The organism is Xanthomonas euvesicatoria, assembly GCF_013112235.1.
GTDB classification, from domain to species: Bacteria; Pseudomonadota; Gammaproteobacteria; order Xanthomonadales; family Xanthomonadaceae; genus Xanthomonas; species Xanthomonas euvesicatoria.
Map to the genome: position 1 here is coordinate 880,379 of NZ_JABFFS010000001.1, position 21,018 is coordinate 901,396.

Annotated in this window: 13 protein-coding genes, 4 pseudogenes and 1 riboswitch; of the genes and pseudogenes, 6 read left to right on the plus strand and 11 right to left on the minus strand. The window is 62.6% G+C overall.

Annotated elements, in window-relative coordinates:
* Position 1: 1 nt before the first annotated feature.
* Positions 2-751: an IclR family transcriptional regulator gene (locus tag HLH45_RS03790; protein ID WP_008571729.1), complete on the plus strand. Its 750-nt coding sequence runs from the start codon at positions 2-4 to the stop codon at positions 749-751.
* A gap of 265 nt (positions 752-1,016) precedes the next feature.
* A riboswitch (yybP-ykoY riboswitch) is annotated at positions 1,017-1,177 on the plus strand.
* A gap of 12 nt (positions 1,178-1,189) precedes the next feature.
* Positions 1,190-1,774, plus strand: a complete 585-nt coding sequence (locus HLH45_RS03795; RefSeq protein ID WP_008571731.1) for a manganese efflux pump MntP — start codon at positions 1,190-1,192, stop codon at positions 1,772-1,774.
* Positions 1,775-1,870: 96 nt separating this feature from the next.
* Here HLH45_RS03795 and HLH45_RS03800 read toward each other — a convergent pair whose 3' ends face one another.
* A complete protein-coding gene (locus HLH45_RS03800) occupies positions 1,871-5,323 on the minus strand; it encodes a hybrid sensor histidine kinase/response regulator (RefSeq protein WP_008571732.1) in 3,453 nt (1,150 codons plus the stop codon).
* Positions 5,324-6,050: 727 nt separating this feature from the next.
* On the opposite strand from HLH45_RS03800, the pseudogene HLH45_RS03805 reads away from it, so the two are divergent.
* A pseudogene (locus tag HLH45_RS03805) lies at positions 6,051-8,694 on the plus strand (glycosyl hydrolase 115 family protein).
* 93 nt (positions 8,695-8,787) lie between these two features.
* Here the strand turns inward: HLH45_RS03805 and HLH45_RS03810 are convergent.
* Together HLH45_RS03810 and HLH45_RS03815 are read right to left on the minus strand one after the other, a co-directional pair.
* Complete coding sequence (locus HLH45_RS03810; protein ID WP_033478542.1) at positions 8,788-11,187, minus strand: GH36-type glycosyl hydrolase domain-containing protein; 2,400 nt, start codon at positions 11,185-11,187, stop codon at positions 8,788-8,790.
* Between the two features lie 2 nt (positions 11,188-11,189).
* Positions 11,190-12,572 carry an MFS transporter gene (locus tag HLH45_RS03815; protein WP_008571735.1) on the minus strand — a complete coding sequence of 461 codons (1,383 nt, stop codon included), beginning with the start codon at positions 12,570-12,572 and terminating at the stop codon, positions 11,190-11,192.
* 157 nt (positions 12,573-12,729) lie between these two features.
* Between HLH45_RS03815 and HLH45_RS03820 the strand changes: the two genes are divergently transcribed.
* Both HLH45_RS03820 and HLH45_RS03825 read left to right on the plus strand, forming a co-directional pair.
* The gene (locus HLH45_RS03820) at positions 12,730-13,314 is read left to right on the plus strand and encodes a gluconokinase (protein WP_008571736.1); all 585 of its coding nucleotides are present in this window, start codon (positions 12,730-12,732) and stop codon (positions 13,312-13,314) included.
* A gap of 844 nt (positions 13,315-14,158) precedes the next feature.
* The gene (locus tag HLH45_RS03825) at positions 14,159-15,889 is read left to right on the plus strand and encodes a BamB-related PQQ repeat family beta-propellar protein (RefSeq protein WP_008571737.1); all 1,731 of its coding nucleotides are present in this window, start codon (positions 14,159-14,161) and stop codon (positions 15,887-15,889) included.
* 339 nt (positions 15,890-16,228) lie between these two features.
* On the opposite strand, the gene HLH45_RS03830 is transcribed toward HLH45_RS03825, so the two are convergent.
* Genes HLH45_RS03830 through HLH45_RS03840 form a run of 3 tightly spaced genes read right to left on the minus strand, consistent with a single transcriptional unit; the run spans position 16,229 to position 17,325 of the window.
* Positions 16,229-16,456: a hypothetical protein gene (locus HLH45_RS03830; RefSeq protein WP_008571738.1), complete on the minus strand. Its 228-nt coding sequence runs from the start codon at positions 16,454-16,456 to the stop codon at positions 16,229-16,231.
* Positions 16,437-16,886 (minus strand): type II 3-dehydroquinate dehydratase, encoded by a 450-nt coding sequence (locus HLH45_RS03835; protein ID WP_033478543.1) that lies wholly within the window; start codon positions 16,884-16,886, stop codon positions 16,437-16,439. Before HLH45_RS03835 ends, HLH45_RS03830 begins: the two co-directional genes overlap by 20 nt.
* A 10-nt stretch (positions 16,887-16,896) precedes the next feature.
* Positions 16,897-17,325 carry a hypothetical protein gene (locus HLH45_RS03840; protein WP_008571740.1) on the minus strand — a complete coding sequence of 143 codons (429 nt, stop codon included), beginning with the start codon at positions 17,323-17,325 and terminating at the stop codon, positions 16,897-16,899.
* Positions 17,326-17,652: 327 nt separating this feature from the next.
* Between HLH45_RS03840 and HLH45_RS03845 the strand changes: the two genes are divergently transcribed.
* A complete protein-coding gene (locus HLH45_RS03845; protein ID WP_126952638.1) occupies positions 17,653-17,976 on the plus strand; it encodes a hypothetical protein in 324 nt (107 codons plus the stop codon).
* 188 nt (positions 17,977-18,164) lie between these two features.
* On the opposite strand, the pseudogene HLH45_RS03850 reads toward HLH45_RS03845, so the two are convergent.
* The 5 genes and pseudogenes from HLH45_RS03850 to HLH45_RS03865 all read right to left on the minus strand — a co-directional run.
* Positions 18,165-18,359 (minus strand): annotated as a pseudogene (locus HLH45_RS03850) (transposase); the annotation flags it as partial.
* Positions 18,360-18,374: 15 nt separating this feature from the next.
* A pseudogene (locus HLH45_RS03855) lies at positions 18,375-18,876 on the minus strand (integrase core domain-containing protein); the annotation flags it as partial.
* 74 nt (positions 18,877-18,950) lie between these two features.
* Positions 18,951-19,058: pseudogene (locus HLH45_RS22055) on the minus strand (transposase); the annotation flags it as partial.
* Between the two features lie 238 nt (positions 19,059-19,296).
* The gene (locus HLH45_RS03860; protein WP_008571744.1) at positions 19,297-19,734 is read right to left on the minus strand and encodes a DUF4279 domain-containing protein; all 438 of its coding nucleotides are present in this window, start codon (positions 19,732-19,734) and stop codon (positions 19,297-19,299) included.
* A gap of 3 nt (positions 19,735-19,737) precedes the next feature.
* Positions 19,738-20,610 (minus strand): RHS repeat domain-containing protein, encoded by an 873-nt coding sequence (locus HLH45_RS03865; RefSeq protein WP_008571746.1) that lies wholly within the window; start codon positions 20,608-20,610, stop codon positions 19,738-19,740.
* Positions 20,611-21,018 lie beyond the last annotated feature (408 nt).

The following is a 21,018-nucleotide window of genomic DNA, read 5'->3' on the forward strand; positions in this document are numbered from 1 at the left end:
GATGAGCACCGAACCCGCCAAGTACCGCGCACCCGCCCTGGACAAGGGGCTGGACATCCTGGAATTGCTCGCCCGCCAGGCGCAGCCGATGAGCATGGGCGCGATCTCGCAGGGTATCGGGCGCTCGCGCGGGGAGATCTTTCGCATGCTGCAGGTGCTGGAAGAGCGCGGCTACCTCACGCGCGATGGCGAAGGCGATTACGTGCTGACCAACCGGCTGTTCATGCTCGGCATGCAGCAGCCGCACGTGCAGAGCATCAGCGAGGCCGCGTTGCCGGTGATGCGGCGGCTGTCCGATGCGATCTCCCAGCCCTGCCACCTGGTGGCGCCGTCCGGCGACCAGATCGTGGTGATCGCGCAAATGGACGTGCCCAGCGACCTGGGCCTGGTGGTGCGCCCGGGGCATCGTCGCCCGTTGACGCATTCCAGCTCCGGGCTGGTGCTGTTCGCCTTCCAGCAGCCGGAGGTGCAGGCGCGCTGGCTGGACATGCTCGAAGCCAGCGACGTGCCATTCGAGCGCGCGCAGTTCCTGGCCGCCGCCGCGCAGGCGCGCCGCGATGGCTATGCCATGCAGCCCAGCGAGGCAGTGGTGGGCGTGGTCGATCTGACTGCACCGATCCTGCAACGCGGCAGCGCCAGCTACACGCTCACGGTGCCCTTCATCGAACGGCGCCCTGCGCTGGTGAGCCCGCAAGCGGCGTTGCAGGCCCTGTGTGCGGCAACCGCCGAGATTTCCAGCGCGCTGCACTAGCCACTTGCACGCCCGGCGCACGCGCGCCGTCGCCTGCCATACGCGTTTCCAGGCGCCCGGCTCCTGCGCGATGCCGCATCGCCCGTGCTGCCACTGCGCCGCACGTCGATGCCTGCGATGTAAGAAATACACACTTGTTGGGCAGCTCGAAGAAGCGGGCAGGCCGCACGCATGGCGCCCGGATAGCCACGGCTATAAAGATCAGACCGACCTTCGCGTGCAGTGCAAACGCACCGAACGCGGCAATGCGTTGGTACACTGCGCGCCCCTTGGGGAGTAGCCTGCTTTCGTGCATCGAAAGCGCCTGCATCAACATACTCGGCCAGTGCGCCGTGGTGCAGGCAACCAGTTCGGTTTGGCGAGACCAGCGGCATGCGTGCACGACGACGGTTGGCGCGGGCGCATGCCGTTGTGACCGTGCCCAACCCGAGAGTGTCGATGTCTCCTTTTTCCATTGTGTTGATCGGTTTTGCGATGTCGACCGATGCGTTTGCCGCGGCGATCGGCAAGGGCGCGGCGATGCGCAAACCGCAGTGGCGCGATGCGCTACGCGCCGGCCTGATCTTCGGCTGCATCGAAGCCATCACTCCGGTGATCGGCTGGCTGCTGGGCCGTGCCGCATCCAGTTATGTGTCTGCCTACGATCACTGGATCGCCTTCGTGCTGCTGGGCGCATTGGGCACGCACATGATCGTTGCCGGCCTGCGCGACGGGCCGGATGATGCCGAAGACGCAGCCTCCGACACGCCAAAACGGCATGGCGTGCTGGGCTTGGCCACCACCGGCTTTGCCACCAGCATCGATGCGATGGCGGTCGGCGTCAGCCTAGCGTTTCTTGATGTGCATATCGGCGTGGTGGCGGTGGTGGTGGGCCTGTGCACCTTCAGCATGGTCACTGCCGGAGTGATGCTGGGCCGCGCGCTGGGCAATCTGATCGGCAAGCGCGCTGAAATGCTGGGTGGACTGATTCTGGTGATCGTCGGCAGCGTGATTCTCTACGAGCACCTGAGCGGCGCGGCGTAAGCACCTCTCCTCGTAGGAGCGTGCCTGCGCGCGACGGAGCGTTATCGGTAATGCCCAATCGCGCGCAGGCACGCTGCTACGCTGCAGTCGCACCTGTCAGCGTGTCTTTGCATCGTGGTAGGCGCTCAGGAACGCGCGTAACGAGGCCGGTTTCACCGGCTTGGTCAGCAGCCGGTAACCGCGTTCGCGCGCAAGCTGCTTGAGTTCGTCGCGGCCGTCGGCCGTGAGCAGGGCGCCGGCGATCGGCGCCGGTGCGGCGGCTTGCACGGCATCGAGCGTGTCCAGGCCATCCATGCGGTCGTGCAGGTGGTAATCCACCAGCATCAGGTCCGGCTGTTCGCGCGCACGTTCCAGTGCCTGGTCCACGGTGCTGGCGGTGATCACCTCCACCTGCCAGCGACCGAGCAGCGCGCGCATGCCATCGAGAATTTCGCGGTCGTTATCCACGCACAGCACGCGCAGGCCGGCCAGCGAATCGCCACTGGGCGATGCACGTGCGGCCGTCACCGGCAACAGCGGTGCCACCGGAACCGGCGCCACACGCGGCAACAGGATCGAGAACATGCTGCCTCGGCCGACCTGGCTACGCGCGCTCAGGTCGTGGTCGAGCAGGCGCGAGATGCGTTGGCAAATCGACAGACCCAAGCCCAGACCCTGCTCGCCCCAATCGAAGGGCTGCTGATAGCGGCGGAATTCTTCGAAGATCTGCCGCATGTGGTGCTCGGGAATGCCAGGGCCGGTGTCCCACACCTGCAGCTCCACCTGCTGCCCACGCCCGCGCATGCCCAGCACGATGCGGCCCTGGCGCGTGTAGCGCAGCGCATTGGCCAGGAAGTTCTGCATCACCCGGCGCAGCAGGCGGCGGTCGCTGCGCACCCAGATCGGGCGCACATGCACCTGTAGCTGAAGACCACGGCTGGCCGCCACCGGCGCGTATTGCGCGGCCAGCTCGTGCATCAGCGCGCTGGCGTCGAAATCCTCGACCGTGGGACGCAATCCACCGGCATCCAGGCGCGAGACGTCGAGCAAGCCGTCGAGCAATTCTTCGGCCGCACGCAGCGAGGCATCCACGCGTTCGGCCAGATGCCGCTGCTCTTCGTTGTTCTGATGGCTCTCGCGCAAGGCCGAGGCGAACAGGCGCGCGGCGTTGAGCGGCTGCAACACGTCATGGCTGATGGCCGCCAGAAAGCGGGTCTTGGATTGTTGCGCCAGCTCGGCTTCGCGCGAACGATCGGCCACGCGTTGTTCCAGGTTTTCGTTGGCGTCCAGCAACGCGCGTTCGGCGCGCTTGTAGTCGGTGATGTCGTTGTAGCTGGTGACGTAGCCACCGCCCGGCAGCGCCTGGCCACGCATCTCGATCACCTTGCCGTCGCTGCGGGTGCGTTCGAACACATGCGGCGAGCCGGCGCGCATATGCCGGATACGCCGGTCGATCTGGTCTTCGATATCGCCCTCGCCCAGTTCGCCGCGCTCGGCGTTGTAGCGGATCAGATCGGCCACCGGCCGGCCCACATACAACATGCCATCGGGATAGCCGAACAACTGCTGATAACGCCGGTTCCAGGCGGTCAGGCGCATGTCCGGGTCGACCACGCTGACCGCGGCGCTGATGTTTTCCAGCGTGGTGGACAAGATCTCGCGATTGAAGCGCAGCTCCTGGCCGGCTTCGTCCAGCACTGCCACCACTTCGCCCAGTTCCATGCCCGAACCGCGCAACAGGCTGGTCAGCACCAGGCGCGCGGAGGCGGCGCCGATGGAGGCCGCGAGCAGGCGTTCGGTGAACTGTACCCAGGCGCGGTCGGCCACCACGGTGGGCTGCAGCTCGCGTTCCAGCAGCACCGCCTGGTCGACGAAAGCGCGATGCGCGTGCCGCTCGCCCACCACACGCTCGGCCAGCGCCTGCAGATCGGCCACGCGCACATGCCCCGGCCAGTCGCCGGCCACCGCCGGGCGCTGCGCGTACGGGTCCAGGAACGGCGCTGCACGCAACCGTTCGTCCACGCCGGGACGCCAGCGCGCAGAGACGAGCATCATCGCGCCCACGTTGATCAGCAGCGACCAGAACGTGCCATGCGCCAACGGGTCCCAGCCGCGCATGCCGAACAGCTGCTGCGGCTGCAGCCAGGCGATACCGAACGGCCCGTCCACCAGCCAGTCGGTCTGCAGCCAGCCGGCGCGCGTGGCCGCCGGCAGCAGCAGCGTGTAGATCCAGGTCATGAAGCCGAGCGCCATGCCGGTCTCCACGCCCTTGCGGCTGGCACCGCGCCAATACAGCCCGCCGATCACACCGGGCGCAAACTGCGCCACCGCGGCAAATGCCATCAACCCGTACGCAGCCAGCGTGGTGTCGTTGGCCACGCTGCGGTGATACCCATAGGCAATGAGCGCCAGCAGCAAGATGGCAACACGTCGGATCCACAACACGCGCGAGGCCACCGCCGCGCGCGCATCGGCGCTGCCGCGGCGACGCAGCAGCACCGGCATCACCAGGTCGTTGCTGACCATGGTGGCCAGCGCGATGCTGGCCACGATCACCATGCCGGTGGCCGCCGAGAAACCGCCCACATACGCCACCAGCGCCAGCACCGTGTTGCCCTGGCTCAGTGGCAGGGCCAGCACCACCGCATCGTCGACCACCGCACTGCCCTTGCCGAACAATGCGATGCCTGCCGAGGCGATCGGCACCACCATCGCCGAGATGATCACCAGATAGGCGCCGAAGAACCAACGCGCACGGCGGATATCGCCAACGTCGCTGCATTCGACCACCGCCACATGGAACTGGCGCGGCAGGCAGATCACGGCCAGAAAACTCAGCAGCGTCTGCGAAATGAAGCCCACCGACGGCGTGTGCTCGAACAGCGTGCGCGCCGAATCGGCGATATGCAGTTGGTGCTCGCTCAACCATAGCCACGCGAACAGCCCCACCGCCACGATGGCGACCAGCTTGATCACCGACTCCAGCGCGATCGCCAGCATCATGCCGCGGTGGTGTTCGGTGGCGTCGACCTGGCGGGTGCCGAACAAGGTGGCGAACAAGGCCATCAGCAATGCCACATACAACGCCGGGTCGGCGAAGATGCCGCGCCCGGCGCTGCTATGCCCGGTCAGCACTTCCAGGCTCATCGCCACCGCTTTGTATTGCAGCGCCAGGTACGGAACGATGCCGATCAGTGCGATCACCGCCACCAACGCGGCCAGCCGGCGCGAACGGCCGTAGCGCGAGGAGATGAAATCGGCGATGGACACGGTATTTTCGGCGCGCGCGATCAGCGCCAAGCGCTCGATGATGCGCCAGCCGAACAGCAGCAACAGCAGCGGGCCCAGATAGATCGGCAGGTAGCCGATGCCATTGCGCACCGCCGAGCCAACCGCGCCGTAAAAGGTCCACGACGAGCAATACACCGCCAGCGCCAGGCTGTAGACCGCCGGCCGCAGCCACGGCCGCTCCGGATACAGCGGGCGGCGGTCGCCCCACCACGCCACCCCGAACAGCAGGGCTGCGTAACCCAGGGACACCAGCAGCAGGATCCAGCTCGAGACCAACATGTCCTCCGACGTGGCGCAGCGCCAGCGGTGGAGTTTACGCAGTCGCGCACATCGGCGTTGCAAGCGCGGCATCCGGGCCGGGCAGCTCTGCCGTGTGGGTGCATCGGCATGCGCGTTGCGTCCTGCCGGGCTGCGCAAGACCTTGGTGGCCTGCACTGCGCCCCGCCTTGCCGGGCATAGGCATCGCAGATTGCGCAAACATGCCCGCGCGGACTGGGGCATATCTGCGGTTGGTGTGCGGCCACCGGCACGGGGCCCGTGGCCCATTCACACATGCCGGCACGGTTGAGCCACACCGCGACCATCGCCGCGCTCGGCGAAACCATGGCCGCGCAAGACGTGACCTGCGCAGGGCTGCGGAGCGTCTACCGAGCAGCCGGGCTTGCCGGCGGGCTTGATGTTAGCGCTAACACAACATACTGTCTGTCCACCTTGAATCGGACGATGTACCCAAAGCATTTCGTTGCTCGATGGCGTCTTGCATGACAGCAATGCCAGGCACAAGGTCATCGCTTGCGTCACTGCGCCAGTGCGATCGACTGTTGCAGTGCAACGACGGCAGTCAACGCACCCAGTTGCGCGTTCATCACCACGCGATGGAACGCGACCCCTCGTGCAGGCGTGGCGCAGACCGGTGCGGTGCATCGGCCGCGCCCGCCGCTTGGCAGTGCCGTCGATCCGTGTGTCGCACCCATCCAGAAATCAGCACCGCATGTGTGGAGAGCCCATGTCCGTTCAAGCAAAAAGCCAGATCTCGTCTAGTGCGCCGTCGGGCGTGCGATCCCTGCTGCTCATCGTGGCCGGCCTTTTCGCCGCCGACGGTGTCTGGGCCTGTCGCACGCCGGTGTCGGTGTGCGAACGCGACAGCGCCGGTGCGCTTGCGCTCATCCGCTCGGACGTACCCGCCACGGTCGTGGTCGATGCCTCGGCCGATTCCGCCGTGCGATCGGTGGCCGACAATTTCGCAGCCGACCTGCAACGGGTTGCCTGCCGCACCAGTGGCGTGAGCACCGATCTGGCAGGCGTCCGCGGAACGGCCGTGATCGTGGGCACGCTCGGCCAGAGCCCGATCATCGATACGCTGATCGCCGCCGGGAAAATCGACAGGCGCGACTTGCTGCAACGCTGGGAGGCGTATACGCAGATTGTCGTCGATCGCCCCACGCCGCAGATCGATCGGGCGCTCGTCATCGTCGGCGCCGATCGCCGTGGCGCGGTCTTCGGTACCTACGATGTCTCCGAGAAGATTGGCGTGTCGCCGTGGTACTGGTTTGCCGACGTCGCAACGGCGCATCGATCCAGCCTGTTCATCACCCGCGGCAGCGTGTCCGATGCGCCGAAGGTGCGCTACCGCGGATTCTTCATCAACGACGAAGACCCTGCCTTGAAGGGCTGGGCGACGAAGAAATTCGGTGGCGTCAATGCGAAGATGTACGCGCATGTCTTCGAGCTGGGCCTGCGCATGAAGGCCAACTATCTGTGGCCGGCGATGTGGGGCAAGGCATTCAATGTCGATGATCCCAACAACATGGTGCTGGCCGATCAGATGGGCATCGTCATGGGCACCTCCCATCATGAGCCGATGATGCGCGCGCAGAAGGAGTGGCACCTCAAGAGCATCCCCAACAGCGGCGGCGCCTGGGACTACACCCGCAATGCCGCCAACCTGCGCGCCTTCTGGAAGGGCGGCATTGCGCGAATGATGTCCAAGGGCGGCGGCCAACGCTACGACAGCCTGGTGACCGTCGGCATGCGCGGCGATGGCGACGAACCGATGGCCGAGAGCACGGCCAGCCATTTGCTGGAACAGGTTGTGGCTGACCAGCGCGCCATCATTGCCGATGTGACGAAGGCGCCGGCCGCGCAAACGCCGCAGGTGTGGGCGCTCTACAAGGAAGTGCAGGACTACTACGACCACGGAATGCAGGTGCCCGACGATGTCACGCTGCTGTTTTCCGACGACAACTGGGGCCAGATCCGCCGCCTTCCGGTGACCGACCTGCAGCGCGCCGGTGGGTATGGCGTGTACTACCACTTCGATTATGTGGGAGTGCCGCGCAACTACAAATGGATCAATACCAATCAGGTCGAAAAGATCTGGCAGCAGATGGATCTGGCCTATCGGCGCGGCGCACGGCAACTGTGGGTGGTCAACGTCGGCGATATCAAGCCGATGGAATATCCACTGAGCTTTTTCCTGAAGATGGCCTGGAATCCGGAGGCGATGACGCCCGGCGCACTTGCGGCGTATCCGCAGCAATGGGCACAGGAATCGTTCGACGCGGCACATGCAGCACGCATCGGAGAGCTGATCACCCGCTACAGCATGCTGGTTGCACGGAGAAAGCCGGAATTGGTCGATCAGGACAGCTTCGCCCTGGGCGAAGGTGCGCCGGCCAAGCTGGATGGCGGCGAGTTCGGCGCAATCGTTGCGCAGTGGCAGGCGCTCGAGCAGCGCATGCTCGGCGTCAAGGCGAGCCTGCCTGCCGACCAGCAAGATGCCTATTACCAGTTGATCGAATACCCGATCGCGGCGGTTTCCAATCTCTACCAGCTCTATTACGCGGCCGCATGGAACAAGCGCCTGGCCGCTCGCAACGATGCACGTGCCAATTACTTCGCCGACATGGTCGAAACCACCTTCGAGCGCGACAAGGCCCTGACACAGCGCTACCACGCGATCAACGGCGGCAAATGGGACGGCATGATGAATCAGGTCCACATGAGCTATGTGATCTGGAACGACCCGACCCAACAGTCCATGCCCTCGATCAGCCGCGTTGGCGGCGATACGCCGCCCGACCGGATCGCGCGCTCGATCGCATTCGCCCCGCCTGCCCCGCAAACGCCAGGGGTGCTTGCGCTCGAAGCGCCCATGTTCTCGCGGGTCATCGCCAACAAGGGGCTGCAATGGACGGCGATCCCCGCGCTGGGACGAACGCAAGGCGCCCTGGTCGCGCTGCCGCAGGGACAGCCTGCCACCACGGCCGAAGACCGTGTCGCAGTGGAGTACGACGTGGTGGTCACCACGCCGGGCCCTGCGACGCTCGGCCTGTATCTTGCGCCCACACTGGATACGTCCAACCGCGGGCCGCTCCGCCTCGGCGTCTCCATCGACGACGGTCCGGTGACCACCGTCAATTGGGAGCTGCACCCGACCGGCGGGGCACAGAACACGCCCGCCGAAAAAGCCTGGGCAACCGCGGTACGGGACAATGCGGTGTTCGTCTCGGCGCAGATGGGCGCGTTGGCGAAGGGTCGGCACACGATCAAGGTCTTCAGGGATCGACGACAACATCGTCCTGGAGAAGCTCGTGCTGAGCACCGTGCCGGTGCCTGCCTCCTATCTGGGGCCAGCGCCGACACGCTGACGCAAGCCAGCTGGAGGGCGTCGCAAGCGCGCTCCAGCCGCTTCAGCCGTCCATTGCCGCCGCCAACGCCGAGGCGGCGACCGGCCCGCGGACTCATCCGGGCAACCGGACCTCGACCCGATACACCTGCCCGCGCGCGATGTTGCCGATGCGCTGCTCCGGACAGAGCGCGCCATCGACCAGTACCTCCATCGCGGTGCGACCCGGCTCGCGCGTCAGCGTGACGTCGAAGTCCGCACCACGGAACTGGCGCCTCGCACGCGCGTGCGGCCAATGCGACGGCAGCTGCGGACGGATCGCCAGCGTATCGCCCTGCCCGACCAGTCCGAACAAGCCCTCCAGCACGCAGCGATACACCCATGCCACCGTGCCGGTGTTGAACAGCTGGCTCGAACGCCCGGCCGTGCGCGGGTATTGATGCCACGCGCCACGGTAGTAGTTGGGCAGCGACACCGGCAGGTGGCCGCGTTGCAGCACATCCTCGCGGGTCGGCCCCGGCAGCAATGCGCGCAGGATTTCCCAGGCGCGGTCGGCCTCGCCAATCTGGTACAGGCTGTACAAATAGAATGCCGCTGCGTGGTTGTACACCGCGCCGTTTTCCGCCGCGCCCGGCCATTTCTGGGTCAGCCGCCCCACGTCATCGCGCATGTGCGTGTACGCCGGCGCCAGCATCACCGGGCCATACGGTGTGTGCAGCTGCTCGCGCACCGCCTCCAGCAGCGCCGCACGTTGCTGCGCATCGGCAGTGCCGGCCAGCAGCGCGAAACTCTGCGGATTGAGATAGATGCGCCCCTCCACATCGTCGGCGATGCCGAAGCGCACCCCGTCGTCGGTGATGCCGCGCGCGTACCAGTTGCCGTCCCACAGCTCACGGTTGGCGTCGGCGTTGATGACGGCAACCGCCTTGCCGAATGCCTGCGCCTGCGCGCTGCGCCCTTGCGCGGTGCAGATCTCCGACCACAGGCGCACTGCATACGCGGTGGCCACGGTAAGCCAGCCGGACACGCCCTTGCCGCGCCAGCCGACCATGTTCATCGGGTCGCACCAGTCGCCCTGCGCGATGAAGCTCAACCCACGTGCATCGCGCGCATCCAGTAGCCACTGCATGGCCGCATCCAGGCGCTCGGCCACGCTCAGGCGCTGCCCGTCATGGGTTTCCACGAGCGCGTCCAGGATGCTGGTATCGCCGGTTTCGGCCAGATAGGCGCTCAAAAAGATCGGCAACCACACGCAATGATCGGTATGCGGCACCTGGTTGATGTATTTCAGCTCGGCGCCTTCCACCAACAAGATGCCGTCCGGCATTGCGCCGCTGGGCTCCTGCTGCGACAGGGCGTGCAACAGCGCCGCGCGTGCGGTGGCGGGCTGCAGGTAGGCCATGCCCATATGGTCCTGCAGATAATTGCGCGTCTGCGGATCGGTGGTCAGGCGATTGACGTCGCCGTGATAGAACACCTGGCGCGGCAACCAATGGTTGACCAGATTGTCCAGCGCCGCATCGGGTGTTGCGATCTGCACGCAGCCACGACCGGCCTGCAGATACTCCGCATATTCACGCGCCGCCTGGGCGAAACCGGCTTCGGAGAGATAGCGCGCACGCAGCGCAGCGATTTCGGCATCATCCTTGGCCGGCCCGAATGCGAAGCGATACACGCTGGCCGCATCGGCGTCCAGTGTCAGCCGGTATTGCAACGCGGCGGCAGGCGTTTCGTAGTGCGCATCGTGGTTGCCCAGCTGCTCGGCCTGCACGGCCGAAGGCGCGTGCAACCCGCCCTCGCCTTCGAATGCCATCTGCTGCGCGTCCCAGGCCACCGGCGTCTGCTCGTGCAGCAGGAAGGTGCAGTCCTTGAAATCGCGCTGGCGGAAGTAATCGTCCACCTTTTGATACGGCGCCACGCTACGGCAGACGATTGCGCCCAAGGCCGGCTCGTAACCGCCGGACTGATGCATCCACGACATGTAGCCGACCGGGAAATAGGCATACAGGCTCAGCCTGCGTGCGCGCCCGGACAGGTTGTGCACACGACATTCCCACAGCTCCACCGCATCGTCGGTGGGTAGAGACACGCACAACTCCACCACGATGTCGTCGTGGCGCACCCGCCAGCGCACATCGTGCTTGCCTGCAGAGAATTCAAACGCTTGCGGCTGCGCGCGCACCGGTTCATGCGGCACCGAGTACAACGCGCCGGTGTCTTCGTCCTTGAGATAGAAAAAGCGACCGGGATGATGCGCGTAGTACGGCTGCTCGGGCATCATGAAATTGCGCGCTTCCAGCATCGGCGCATGCGCGTATTTCGATGGCTCCGGCTGCATGAACTGGCCGGTGGCATAACCGCGGCAGGTCAGCTGCACCATCATGCGGCGGTTCCACAGGAAGCCGCCGGCATTGGGCATTGCAGTAGGGCTGTAGAGCGCATAGCGCGCACCATCGGCGCTGGGCGCCATCAGGCTGGACAGCGCATCGGACGTGGCGGGGGGCGTTGCAGACACGGTCAGGGGTGCTCCGGTTCGTCGCGCTTGCGCGCGGCCAGTTCGAGCTGGATGCGGTTCAACAGCCCGTCGTCCAGCGGATAAAAGCGCATGGTCCAGGCCGCCAGCAGCGCAACCGCGCCCGGAATCACTGTCAGCAACAGCACGATGCCGGTCAACGACCCGGTGGACTGCGCGGTATTGGCAACATAGCCCATTGCAGCCAGCACCCAGGCAATGCCGGCCGAGGCCAACGCCCCGCCGAGCTTTTGCGAAAACGTCGCCGCGGCGAACGTCATCGCCGTGGCACGGCGGCCGGTGCGCCATTCGGTGTAGTCGGCGCTATCGGCATACATCGAAAACGCCAACGGCGATTTCGGCCCCAGCGCCAGGCCGATCAGCATGTTCAAGACAAACACCGCCCACACCGCATCGGCCGGCACGAAAAACATCGCACAACTCAGCAGGCCAACAAGCACCATCAGCCAGAACATCAGCTGGCGCTTGTCCCAGCGCCGCGTCAGCAGCGGCGTGATGGCCGCACCCACGCCCAGGGCCACCGAGTAGCTGCCCAGAAACAGGCCGACCAGATCCGGACGTTGTACGTAGTACTTGAGGTAGTACACGCCCGCACCGCCGCGCATGGTGATCGTGATCATGATGATCAACGACAGCACGAACAGTACGCACCACGGTTTGTTCTGCAGCAGGTCGGCGATGTCACGACGAATCGGCGTGCGTTGTTGCGGCGGCGGCTGCACGCGTTCGCGCGTGGTCAGCGCCACGGTGACGAACAACGCCAGCGCCACTGCGCCATACAGCAGCATCGTGCGTTGCCATCCCAGCGCATCGTTGCCTGCGCCGAACCAGCGCACCAGGTCCATCGTGAAGTAATTGACCAACGTGGTCCCTGCAAATGCACCGATGAAACGCAGGCTGATCAGACCGGTACGCTGCTGGCTGTCGGCGGTGATCACGCCGGATAGTGCCGAGTACGGAATGCTCACCACCGTGTAGGCCAGCATCATCACCAGGAAGGTGATCGTGGCCCACCACATACGCCCATGCTGGTCCAGATCCGGCGTGGTGTAGGCAAGCACGCCGGCAGCAGCCATCGGCAACGCACCCCACAACAGGTACGGGCGGAACTTGCCCAGCCGGCTGCGCGTACGGTCGGCCAATGCGCCCATCGCCGGGTCGGCGATCGCATCGGCGATCTTGGTCAACAGGATCATGGTGCCGACTGCAGCCGCCGGCAGGTGCATGGTGTCGGTGTAGAAGATCAGCAAGAACGCCGAGATGTTGGCCCAGTACAGATTCAGACCCAGATCGCCGGCACCATAGCCCAGCTTTTCGCGCCAGCGCAGGCGCGCCGATGCAGGAGACGTTGCGGGCGATGACGTCATCGACACACCTTCAAATGCGTTGTACCCGGCCGAGCACGCCGTTACGCTGGGTGCCCGCGCACCTGGCGAGGAGCGCCGACGCTACACCACGCATCGGCTGCCGCCAACGTGAAATCCATTCGAATGCCGAATCGATCCAGAGATATAACCTGACGTGATGGACACCGCCACACATGCCACGCCCGCGTCCGCTTCGCCGCTTGCCATCGTGGTGATGGGCGTGTCGGGCAGCGGCAAGACCACCATTGCACACGCGCTGGCAGCGCATTACCGCTTCCGTTTTCTGGATGCCGACGACTACCACAGCGTGGCAGCACGCGCGCAGATGGCGGCCGGCCAACCGCTCACCGACGCGATGCGCCTGCCCTGGGTAGAACTGCTATCGGCCACGCTGCGCGATTGCGTACAGGCCGGCGAATCGGTGGTGCTGGCCTTCTCCGGTTTGCGCAGCGCGCATCGCCAACTGCTGCGCAACAGCGGCGTGCCGATGCGCTTTGTGTTCCTGCATGCGGCCCCGCACGTGATCGCCGCCCGCCTGAGCAACCGCGCCGGCCACTTCATGCCACCCACATTGCTCGACAGCCAGCTGCAGACATTGGAGCTGCCGTTGGACGAAGCGGACGTGGTGTCGGTGGACGTGGACGCCAGCGTGCCAGCGGTTGTGCAGGATGCGATCGCACAGCTAGCCGCGATCGATCCCGCTGCAGTGCAACACGCTTCGCGCGCGTCGGAGCGGGTGTAAGCGGACGCAGACCATTTGCGTGATGCGTGCAGTGGGTGCCGTCTAGGCGTTGTGCGTCGTGCGTTGTGCGTTGTGCGTTGTGCGTTGTGCGTTGTGCGTCGCGAGGCTGCCGCTTCCGTGTCGAGATGGATAACCTGCAGCGATGCGCGGCGCGCAGCGTTACCGCAGTGCAGATCGGTGGTACCCATCACGGCGTAGCGCGCGAAACATCTGCTGTCGCGCTGGCTTGCGTATCCAGCGCGCAGCCGCACGGCCGCACGCCGCTGCGAAGTGCCCGCATCTGCAACGCGCCATGCCCTTCTCCCGCCGGAGAAGGTGTCCCGAAGCGACGGATGAGGGTACGGCCACCCGCATCGCGCATCCCGCCACCGCCGCACGCGGCACGACACGCAACGCGCAATGCAATCGGCCACAGCGCCGATCCCAAACGCCCCATTCGGTACATACCGCAGGACGCTGCCATCGACCGGAGACGCTGCGCACCGGGTTCTCCTCGCGCCCTTCCCCATCGCGTCCATCCGTTGCAAAGACCCACCACACAAGGTTGCGCAACATTTCCTGGTTACTTCTTGCAAACCGCCGTCATCGGCGCATCCTGGGCCAAGCCCGCATCAATCATTTTTTCTATCGCAACCCAGGAAATAGTGATGAATCATCACGATTGGTGCGAATAACGAACCGATTGAACGTAAATTTTTCAAGCTGGTCGCACCAGATGCAAACGGACCCGACCGCTGTCTGAATGCAGGGCCGCGCAGGTGTTGCGCAGTCACGTCAATCGTCCATCGTTCGGTCAGCAGATCCGGGGGGATCCAGCGCTTCCTTCCATCTAGGACATGCCGTGATGACCAATCCCAAACGCCGTTTGCGATTTTGCAGTTTGACGCTCGTTCCTTGCCTGCTCGTCAGTGCCGTGGCTTTCGCGCAGTCTGGCGCCACCACCGCGCAACAGCCGGTATCGTCCCTGGATACCGAGGCATTCGCACGCTCCGGCCAGGTCTGGCGCAGCTTCGGTCAAGACCTTCCCTTCGCCAGCCCCACCAACTGGACCACCGCCGGTGGCGGCTACTTGAACTCGCGTTTCGCACCGGGCGAGTGGAAGATCAATCGCACCACCGCCAAGACGCTCAAGCCGGCGTGGACGCTGACCACCACCGGCGACATCTCGGCCACGCCCAGCGTCGAAGGCGGCACCCTGTATGTGCCCGACTGGGGTGGCACGCTGTATAGCGTGGACACGCAAACCGGCAAGCCGAACTGGCAAGCCAAACTGTCCGATTACACCGGCAACGCCAACTCGGTGACGCGCAATACGCCGGCCATCAGCGCCAAGAGCATCATCGTTGGCGACCAGGTCGCCGGCACCTTGCTGGCGCTAGACAAGAAGACCGGCAAGCTGCTGTGGAAGACCACGGTGGAAGCCAACCCGCAGGCGCGCATCACCTCCTCGCCGGTCATCTACGGCAACCGCATCTACGTCGGCGTCTCCTCCGGCGACTGGGGCAACCTGGCGGCCAACCACACCTTCAGCTTCCGCGGCAGCGTGGTGGCGGTGGATCTGAACACCGGTAAGAAGGTATGGCAGTTTTACAACGTGCCCGAGGGTTACACCGGCGCATCGGTGTGGGGCCAGGTGGCCATCGATCCGATCAACCGTCGCCTGTATTTCGGCACCGGCAACAACTACAACATTCCGCAGGGCGTGGGTAACTGCATTTCAAACGCGCGCTCTTATCGCGGCAGCGAACTCACCGTGCAGGATGAGCTCAACTGCATGGCGCCGGACAACTACGTCGATTCGGTGATTTCATTGAATCTGGATACCGGCAAATTGATCTGGGCCAACCGTGCACAGGGGTACGATGCGTGGAACCTGTCCTGCATCGTGGCGCCAACCAACGGTCTGTGCCCCAACACGCAGGCAACCAACCTGACCGGCCCGGATTACGACTTTGGCGGTGCCGGCGTGCAACTGTTTGCCGTGCCGCGCAACGGCAGGTTGCAGCAGTTGGTCGGCGCTGGTCAGAAGAGCGGCATCTACTGGGCCTTCGACGCCAAGACCGGCGCCAAGGTCTGGTCGACCCAGGTCGGCCCCGGCGGCACCACCGGTGGCGTGGAATGGGGTACCGCGTTCGACCCGTACAAGTCGCAGATCTACGTGGCCATCAACAACAACTCCAACGCGACCTATACGTTGGGGCCGGCGAACGTGCAGACCCATAACGGCGGTTCATGGGCCGCGCTTGACGCGGCAACCGGCAAGATCAAATGGCAGGTCAAGGTGCCCGGCGTCAACCCGGTGAATCCGACCGTGCCGGCGGGCGGCCAGGGCTCGCTGACGGTGTCGCCGAACCTGCTGTATGCCGGCTCGATGGCCGGCAATATGGTGGCACTGGACGCCGACACCGGCGCCACCGTGTGGAACTACAACGCCAGCGGCTCGGTGATCAGTTCGCCGGCCATCGCAAACGGCGCGCTGTATTGGGGCGCCGGCTACGGCCGCTTCAACTTCGGCACCGCGGCCACCGGCAACCAGCTGACCAAGTTCGTGCCGGACAACGCAGCAGCCAAGTGAGCGGAGTTAGCAGGACGGCAGTGACGCGTCCTGTCTGCAACACGACACTGCCGCCTTCGGGCGGCAGTGTCTTTCAGTGATTGTTGTTGGGCTGGTATGGCTGCAAACGCTGCACGGTGTGAGCCGCAATGCGGTGCGGGATCGTCTGCAGCGATGACGCCGCGTCCACGCGCCAAACACAGCGCGGCAAACTAAACGTCGCCAGCGGTTGCCAGGCGAGTACGGACGGCGTGCAGCAACCGCAGCGTCCACAGGCCATGCCGGACGAGCAGAGGCCGCACCCGCCGAGTGGCTGCTAGTGGCTGCGCACACGCGGTTGTAGCTGCTCCAAGCTCCCAGCTACAACCGCGTGACCTGGCATAGGCGAATCTGCCCTGCTTCCAGGCCGTGCGCCTCGGCCGCACGGCGACGCAGCGCGCGCACCAGCGTGGCTGCGTCCAGTTCACCATCGGCCGGCACGTCCACGCTATGCGCCAGTTGCCCCCATAGCACCGGCCGACCATCGCAGTAGCCCTCGTAATCGGCGAAGTAATGCAGCTGGCGCCGCTCAGGTCCCGACGTGGACATCGCCTTGAATCTCCGTGCAGCCCAGATGTTCCAGCGCGATCTCCAGCCCCAACAGATAGCTCTGCGCGCAGTAGCCACGCACCGTGGCGATGCACTGCCCCAAACCGTGCGGCAGGCAGCGTTCCGGACGGTCCACGCTGTCGTCGTGCGTTTCGACATAGGGGTAAGGCAATTGGCTCAACACGCGATGCAACCGCGTACTGTCCACGCAGCTGCCCGGATCGATCAGCGCAATCTCCATCCGCGCCTGGCCGGCCACACGCAGCGCATCCAGCAGTTCCTGTTCCGAGCCACAGGCACGCAAGGCCACCGTCTTGCCCGCGTCCCCGGCACACGCCACCAATTGGCGAATGACGGCGCGCGGCAACGGCTGCGGCCCACGCACCGGCGGCATGGCCGCCTCCGGCCCACGCATGATCATGATCGACATGGCGACCTCCTCAGGCAGCAACGCGCAGTGGCGCGTGTATCGGCGGCAGACACCGCGCGGCAATGCCGAGCGACATCGCATATGCACGCGGCGCATCGTGCGGCGTGATCACCACTGCCAATGGCGCATGCTGCGCATGCAGCCACGGCTCCAGTTCCTGATCGGCATCGGTATGCAGCTCGATATACGGCGTAGGCAACGCGTCCACGGCAGCACGCAAGGCTCGCGCACAACTGCGCTCGGACAAGGGCAGATCGCCCGAATCCAGCAACACCAGCTCCACCTCGGCATCGCCACCGGCCGCATGCAGCTCGGCAATCAAGCGATCCACATCGGCACACGCCAACGTGCGCAACGCACGGCCAGCACACTCAGGCAACTGCATCGTCACCGACGGTGCCGGATCGGCCTGAGGACCGCGCAAAATCAGGATACACATCGTGTTCGACTCAACGCACCACAGTGCGGGAGTGCCAAGGTAGGCCCGGCGGGCATAAAGGAGCTATTCGCGCGCCGGGGCGCGAGCATAAAGAGTGCGTAATTGCCGGAATCACCTGGAAGGTAAGCCTCGCGTCACCTTTCACGTTATGGCAGCATGTTTCAAGCGCGTCCATATGGTGCGCCAAGCAAAGGCTGGGGAAGCAACTGAGATCAACACGTGCTGTCTTGTTCTTGGCCCTATCGCCGAGGTCTTACAGGACGGTCGCAATGAATGCCAAAGATATCTTTGTCGTATAAATAACTAAAACTAAGGGGAACTGATGATATGAAGTATATTTTATTGGCACTGACTCTTGTTAGCGCGAATAGCTTTGCGGCCGCTTACACGGTTGGAGGAAATACAATTAAGTCGCTTGCTACCGGCTGGGTCGGAGAGGGCTTCTTTGTAGACACGGAGGGCCCCCTGCCTACTGGCGCAAACTGTGGGGCTGGCAATCGCTTTCTGATACAACCAACTACACCTATGCAGAAAGAGATGGTTTCTCTTTTACTCGTCGCATTGCAGAATAAGTCACCGATCTTCCTGTATGTAGACGGTTGCGAAGGCAATATAATGAAGTTAAAATCTGTAACTATTTCTAGTCAATGAATATCTGTCTTTGTCTAGGCTCACCTGCCAATAAGGCTCGTCATAGTCTTCACTCCGACGCAATCTAGAGTTAGGGATGGCCTGATCGATGATACCTGATGACGCGGGACGTGCGTTTCTCCAGGGAGCTGCGTTTGGATCTTGGGAATCTGTGCCAATTTCGGCGCGATCCGCAGGTCATCTCCCAATCACAGGCGCACGCTAACCGCGGCGGACAGTAACTGCTTTGGCTTCATCCACAGGTTTGACAGCGCAGACAATGTCAGCACTTGCGCCGTGTTCTTGGCCAAGCCGCGATAGCGCACCTTGGTATAGACGAACTGGCGCTTGATCACGCGAAACGGATGTTCCACCTTTGCACGTACACTGGCTTTGAAGTGTTCCGTAAGCTCCCCCCGTCAAGCAGACACTCCAAAAGTGGACCTTCTGGCGTGTGGTTGCGGTATTCGGTCGTTAGGCCGCCGAGCGAGTCATGGGATCGCTCTTCGTTGTAATCGATCATCCACCAATGGGTGGCTTCGCGGATATCGTCGAGGCGGGTGAAAAGGTGCTGGTCGAGCACTTCTTCCCAGAAGGTACGGTTGAAACTTTCGATGAAGGCGTTCTGGTTCGGTTTGCCGGTTGGGTGTATTTTATCGCCACGCCATTGACTTTCAGCCAGGTGGTAAATGCTTCGCCCAGAAACTCTGACCCATTGTCGGAACGCACGACCTGCGGCAGGCCATGATCAGGCAACCTTGGGACATACAGCGCGACACGCTCGCGCTTGGGAAGACGCCGCTTCGCAGCGCGGCGCAGGTTGAGCGGCATGGCCTTGTACACGCGATAGATTCTCTTCGTGTTCCAGTCAATACGCGTCCTGCGCAGCCCGTCGCTGAATTCCCAGAAACCGCGACACGGTGTCTAGTTCACCTAAAAAGTCAACCTGACCCCATTCCGACCCCATTCCGTGCGGTGTCTGCGGATCGGGGGAGCTTACGTTTCCAGACGTAGTACGTCGCGTCGGAAATACCCAGTTGTCGACAAACATCCTTGACCTGTCTTCCGGCTTCAATGTCGTAACGATCGTGCTCTAGATGAATTTGCTCTTGCGCATCGGTTGACCCCTCGGGACTAGTTTGCCTGGAGACCTCTATTAATACATTGATCAAGGGTACGTACGGGCGACAAAAGCAAGCCGCCCTCATTTCACTAGTTCGGCTTCGACAAGATCGTCTAGCCCTTGTTAGGCTTGTTTGGCAAGCGCGTCCGCAACATTCATCTATAGCTAAAGGGCTTCTCTGGAAGCGGACAGTCAACGCAGTACTCAAAACCCGACTCCTACTCGGACGGCGGCCTCGGAACGATCGCCAATGTGGAGTGAATCGGAAGACCTGTCTCCGCTAGCGAGCGGATAATGGATGCGTCTGAAAAAAGCTCAAATGTTCCGCCACCAAATTCATCGGAATTTTTTACCAAAAAAATATCTAGAAACGCCTCAGTTACTCCAGGGATCGTGGAGCACGGAACAATACCCCTGACGGCGACTTCGCATACGCTCGCTATAATCTCGGAATATTCTTCAGCCGCTCCTCGCAATGAGAATTTCCAAAGACCTATTTTTTCAACAACCTTTTTACCGCTAGAAGTTAGCCAAATTTTTCCTTTTGAATGTGACTTAGTTGGTTCAACACCCAACACCTCAGTCACCACGCTTGGTTCAAGCTCATCACCTTTGAGGTAAAGAGCTACTTCAATAGAAAATTCATTTCCGTTCATATTTTACCCGTTTTCCAAGTTGCCGATGACCTCACCCTCGGGATTAACTATGTCACCGGTATCGGGATTTACCCCATAATTGTCTAGTCCCTTGCCGCCACCCTGGCCTTTATCCTTCTGCTTTATACCATGAAATATTCGCCGCCCCTCGATTGCTCCAACTCCCCTACGGCGTCCCCATTCCTCTGAACCTCGATCCGCAGGCCAATAGCCCGGCGGATGCCGACGAGACTCTTGCCAGCTCAGCTCACCACAGCGTGCTCCACCGCAAGCATCGGGCGACGCAAAATATAATACTGGCGCCAATACTATTGAGCCCATAATTGGCGAAACCCAGCTTACGGCAGCCGGCGCAGTCCTTTCCACCAGGACCGCACCCAAAGTTAATATAGCCGGCTGAAATGTAGGGGTTGGCGGAGGAGCAACAGCTGTTACTGGCTTCATATCCTGAACTACTTTTGACTCTCTACCGTCCAAATCATAAAATCTGTAAGGATTATTATCAGCGTACCAATATCGGTTAAAAGATTTTTCCGGACTATCATAGGCTTTGATAGGATCTACCGATAGAAATCTTCCAACGTCCGCATCGTAATATCTTTGTTGCATGTATGTCAGCCCGGTCACAGAGTCCATCACATGCCCTATATAGCCACTCCCACCTTTGGTCTCTCCTAAAGTCGTTCCATAAGGCTCGTACTCACGCCGCTCAAGAATATTACGATTCGCATCTGTCACTACTGAGACAGAACCAAGTCCGTCCGTGTGTATATAACGGATCACTTGAGCCGAAGCACTTGTGCAAAACAAAGTATACATAAAGAATACAAATAAAGTACGCAAATAAATACCATAAGCATCCGAACATTTATTCATTTCCCCGCCCCAGTGCAAATGTAAGCCGCGACTTAACTTCTGCCAAATCCACTACGTACAAATCAATTTTGTCGCAACAAAACTAGCTCATTAGCTATCATTAGATTATTTAAGATAGACCTCAACAATGTCGCATCCGGCAGCCTGATAATCCACTTTTCTTTTATTTATCAGTGCAGCGGTCAGTACCGCCATTAACGCTTTCCCACCTGGTTTCGCGTCATCGAAATACATTGTTGGGGAGCTCTTACATTCTTGAGAAAGAGATCCAAACCAGACGAAGTGTATTGTTGAGGCCTGATACGTACCGAGTTGCACAACCTCCACATCTCGCACCGATTCGTTCGCTGATGCCCGGGGCGACGCAAAAATGATTAGCGCCAACAGGCTAATTCGGTAAAACCTCAT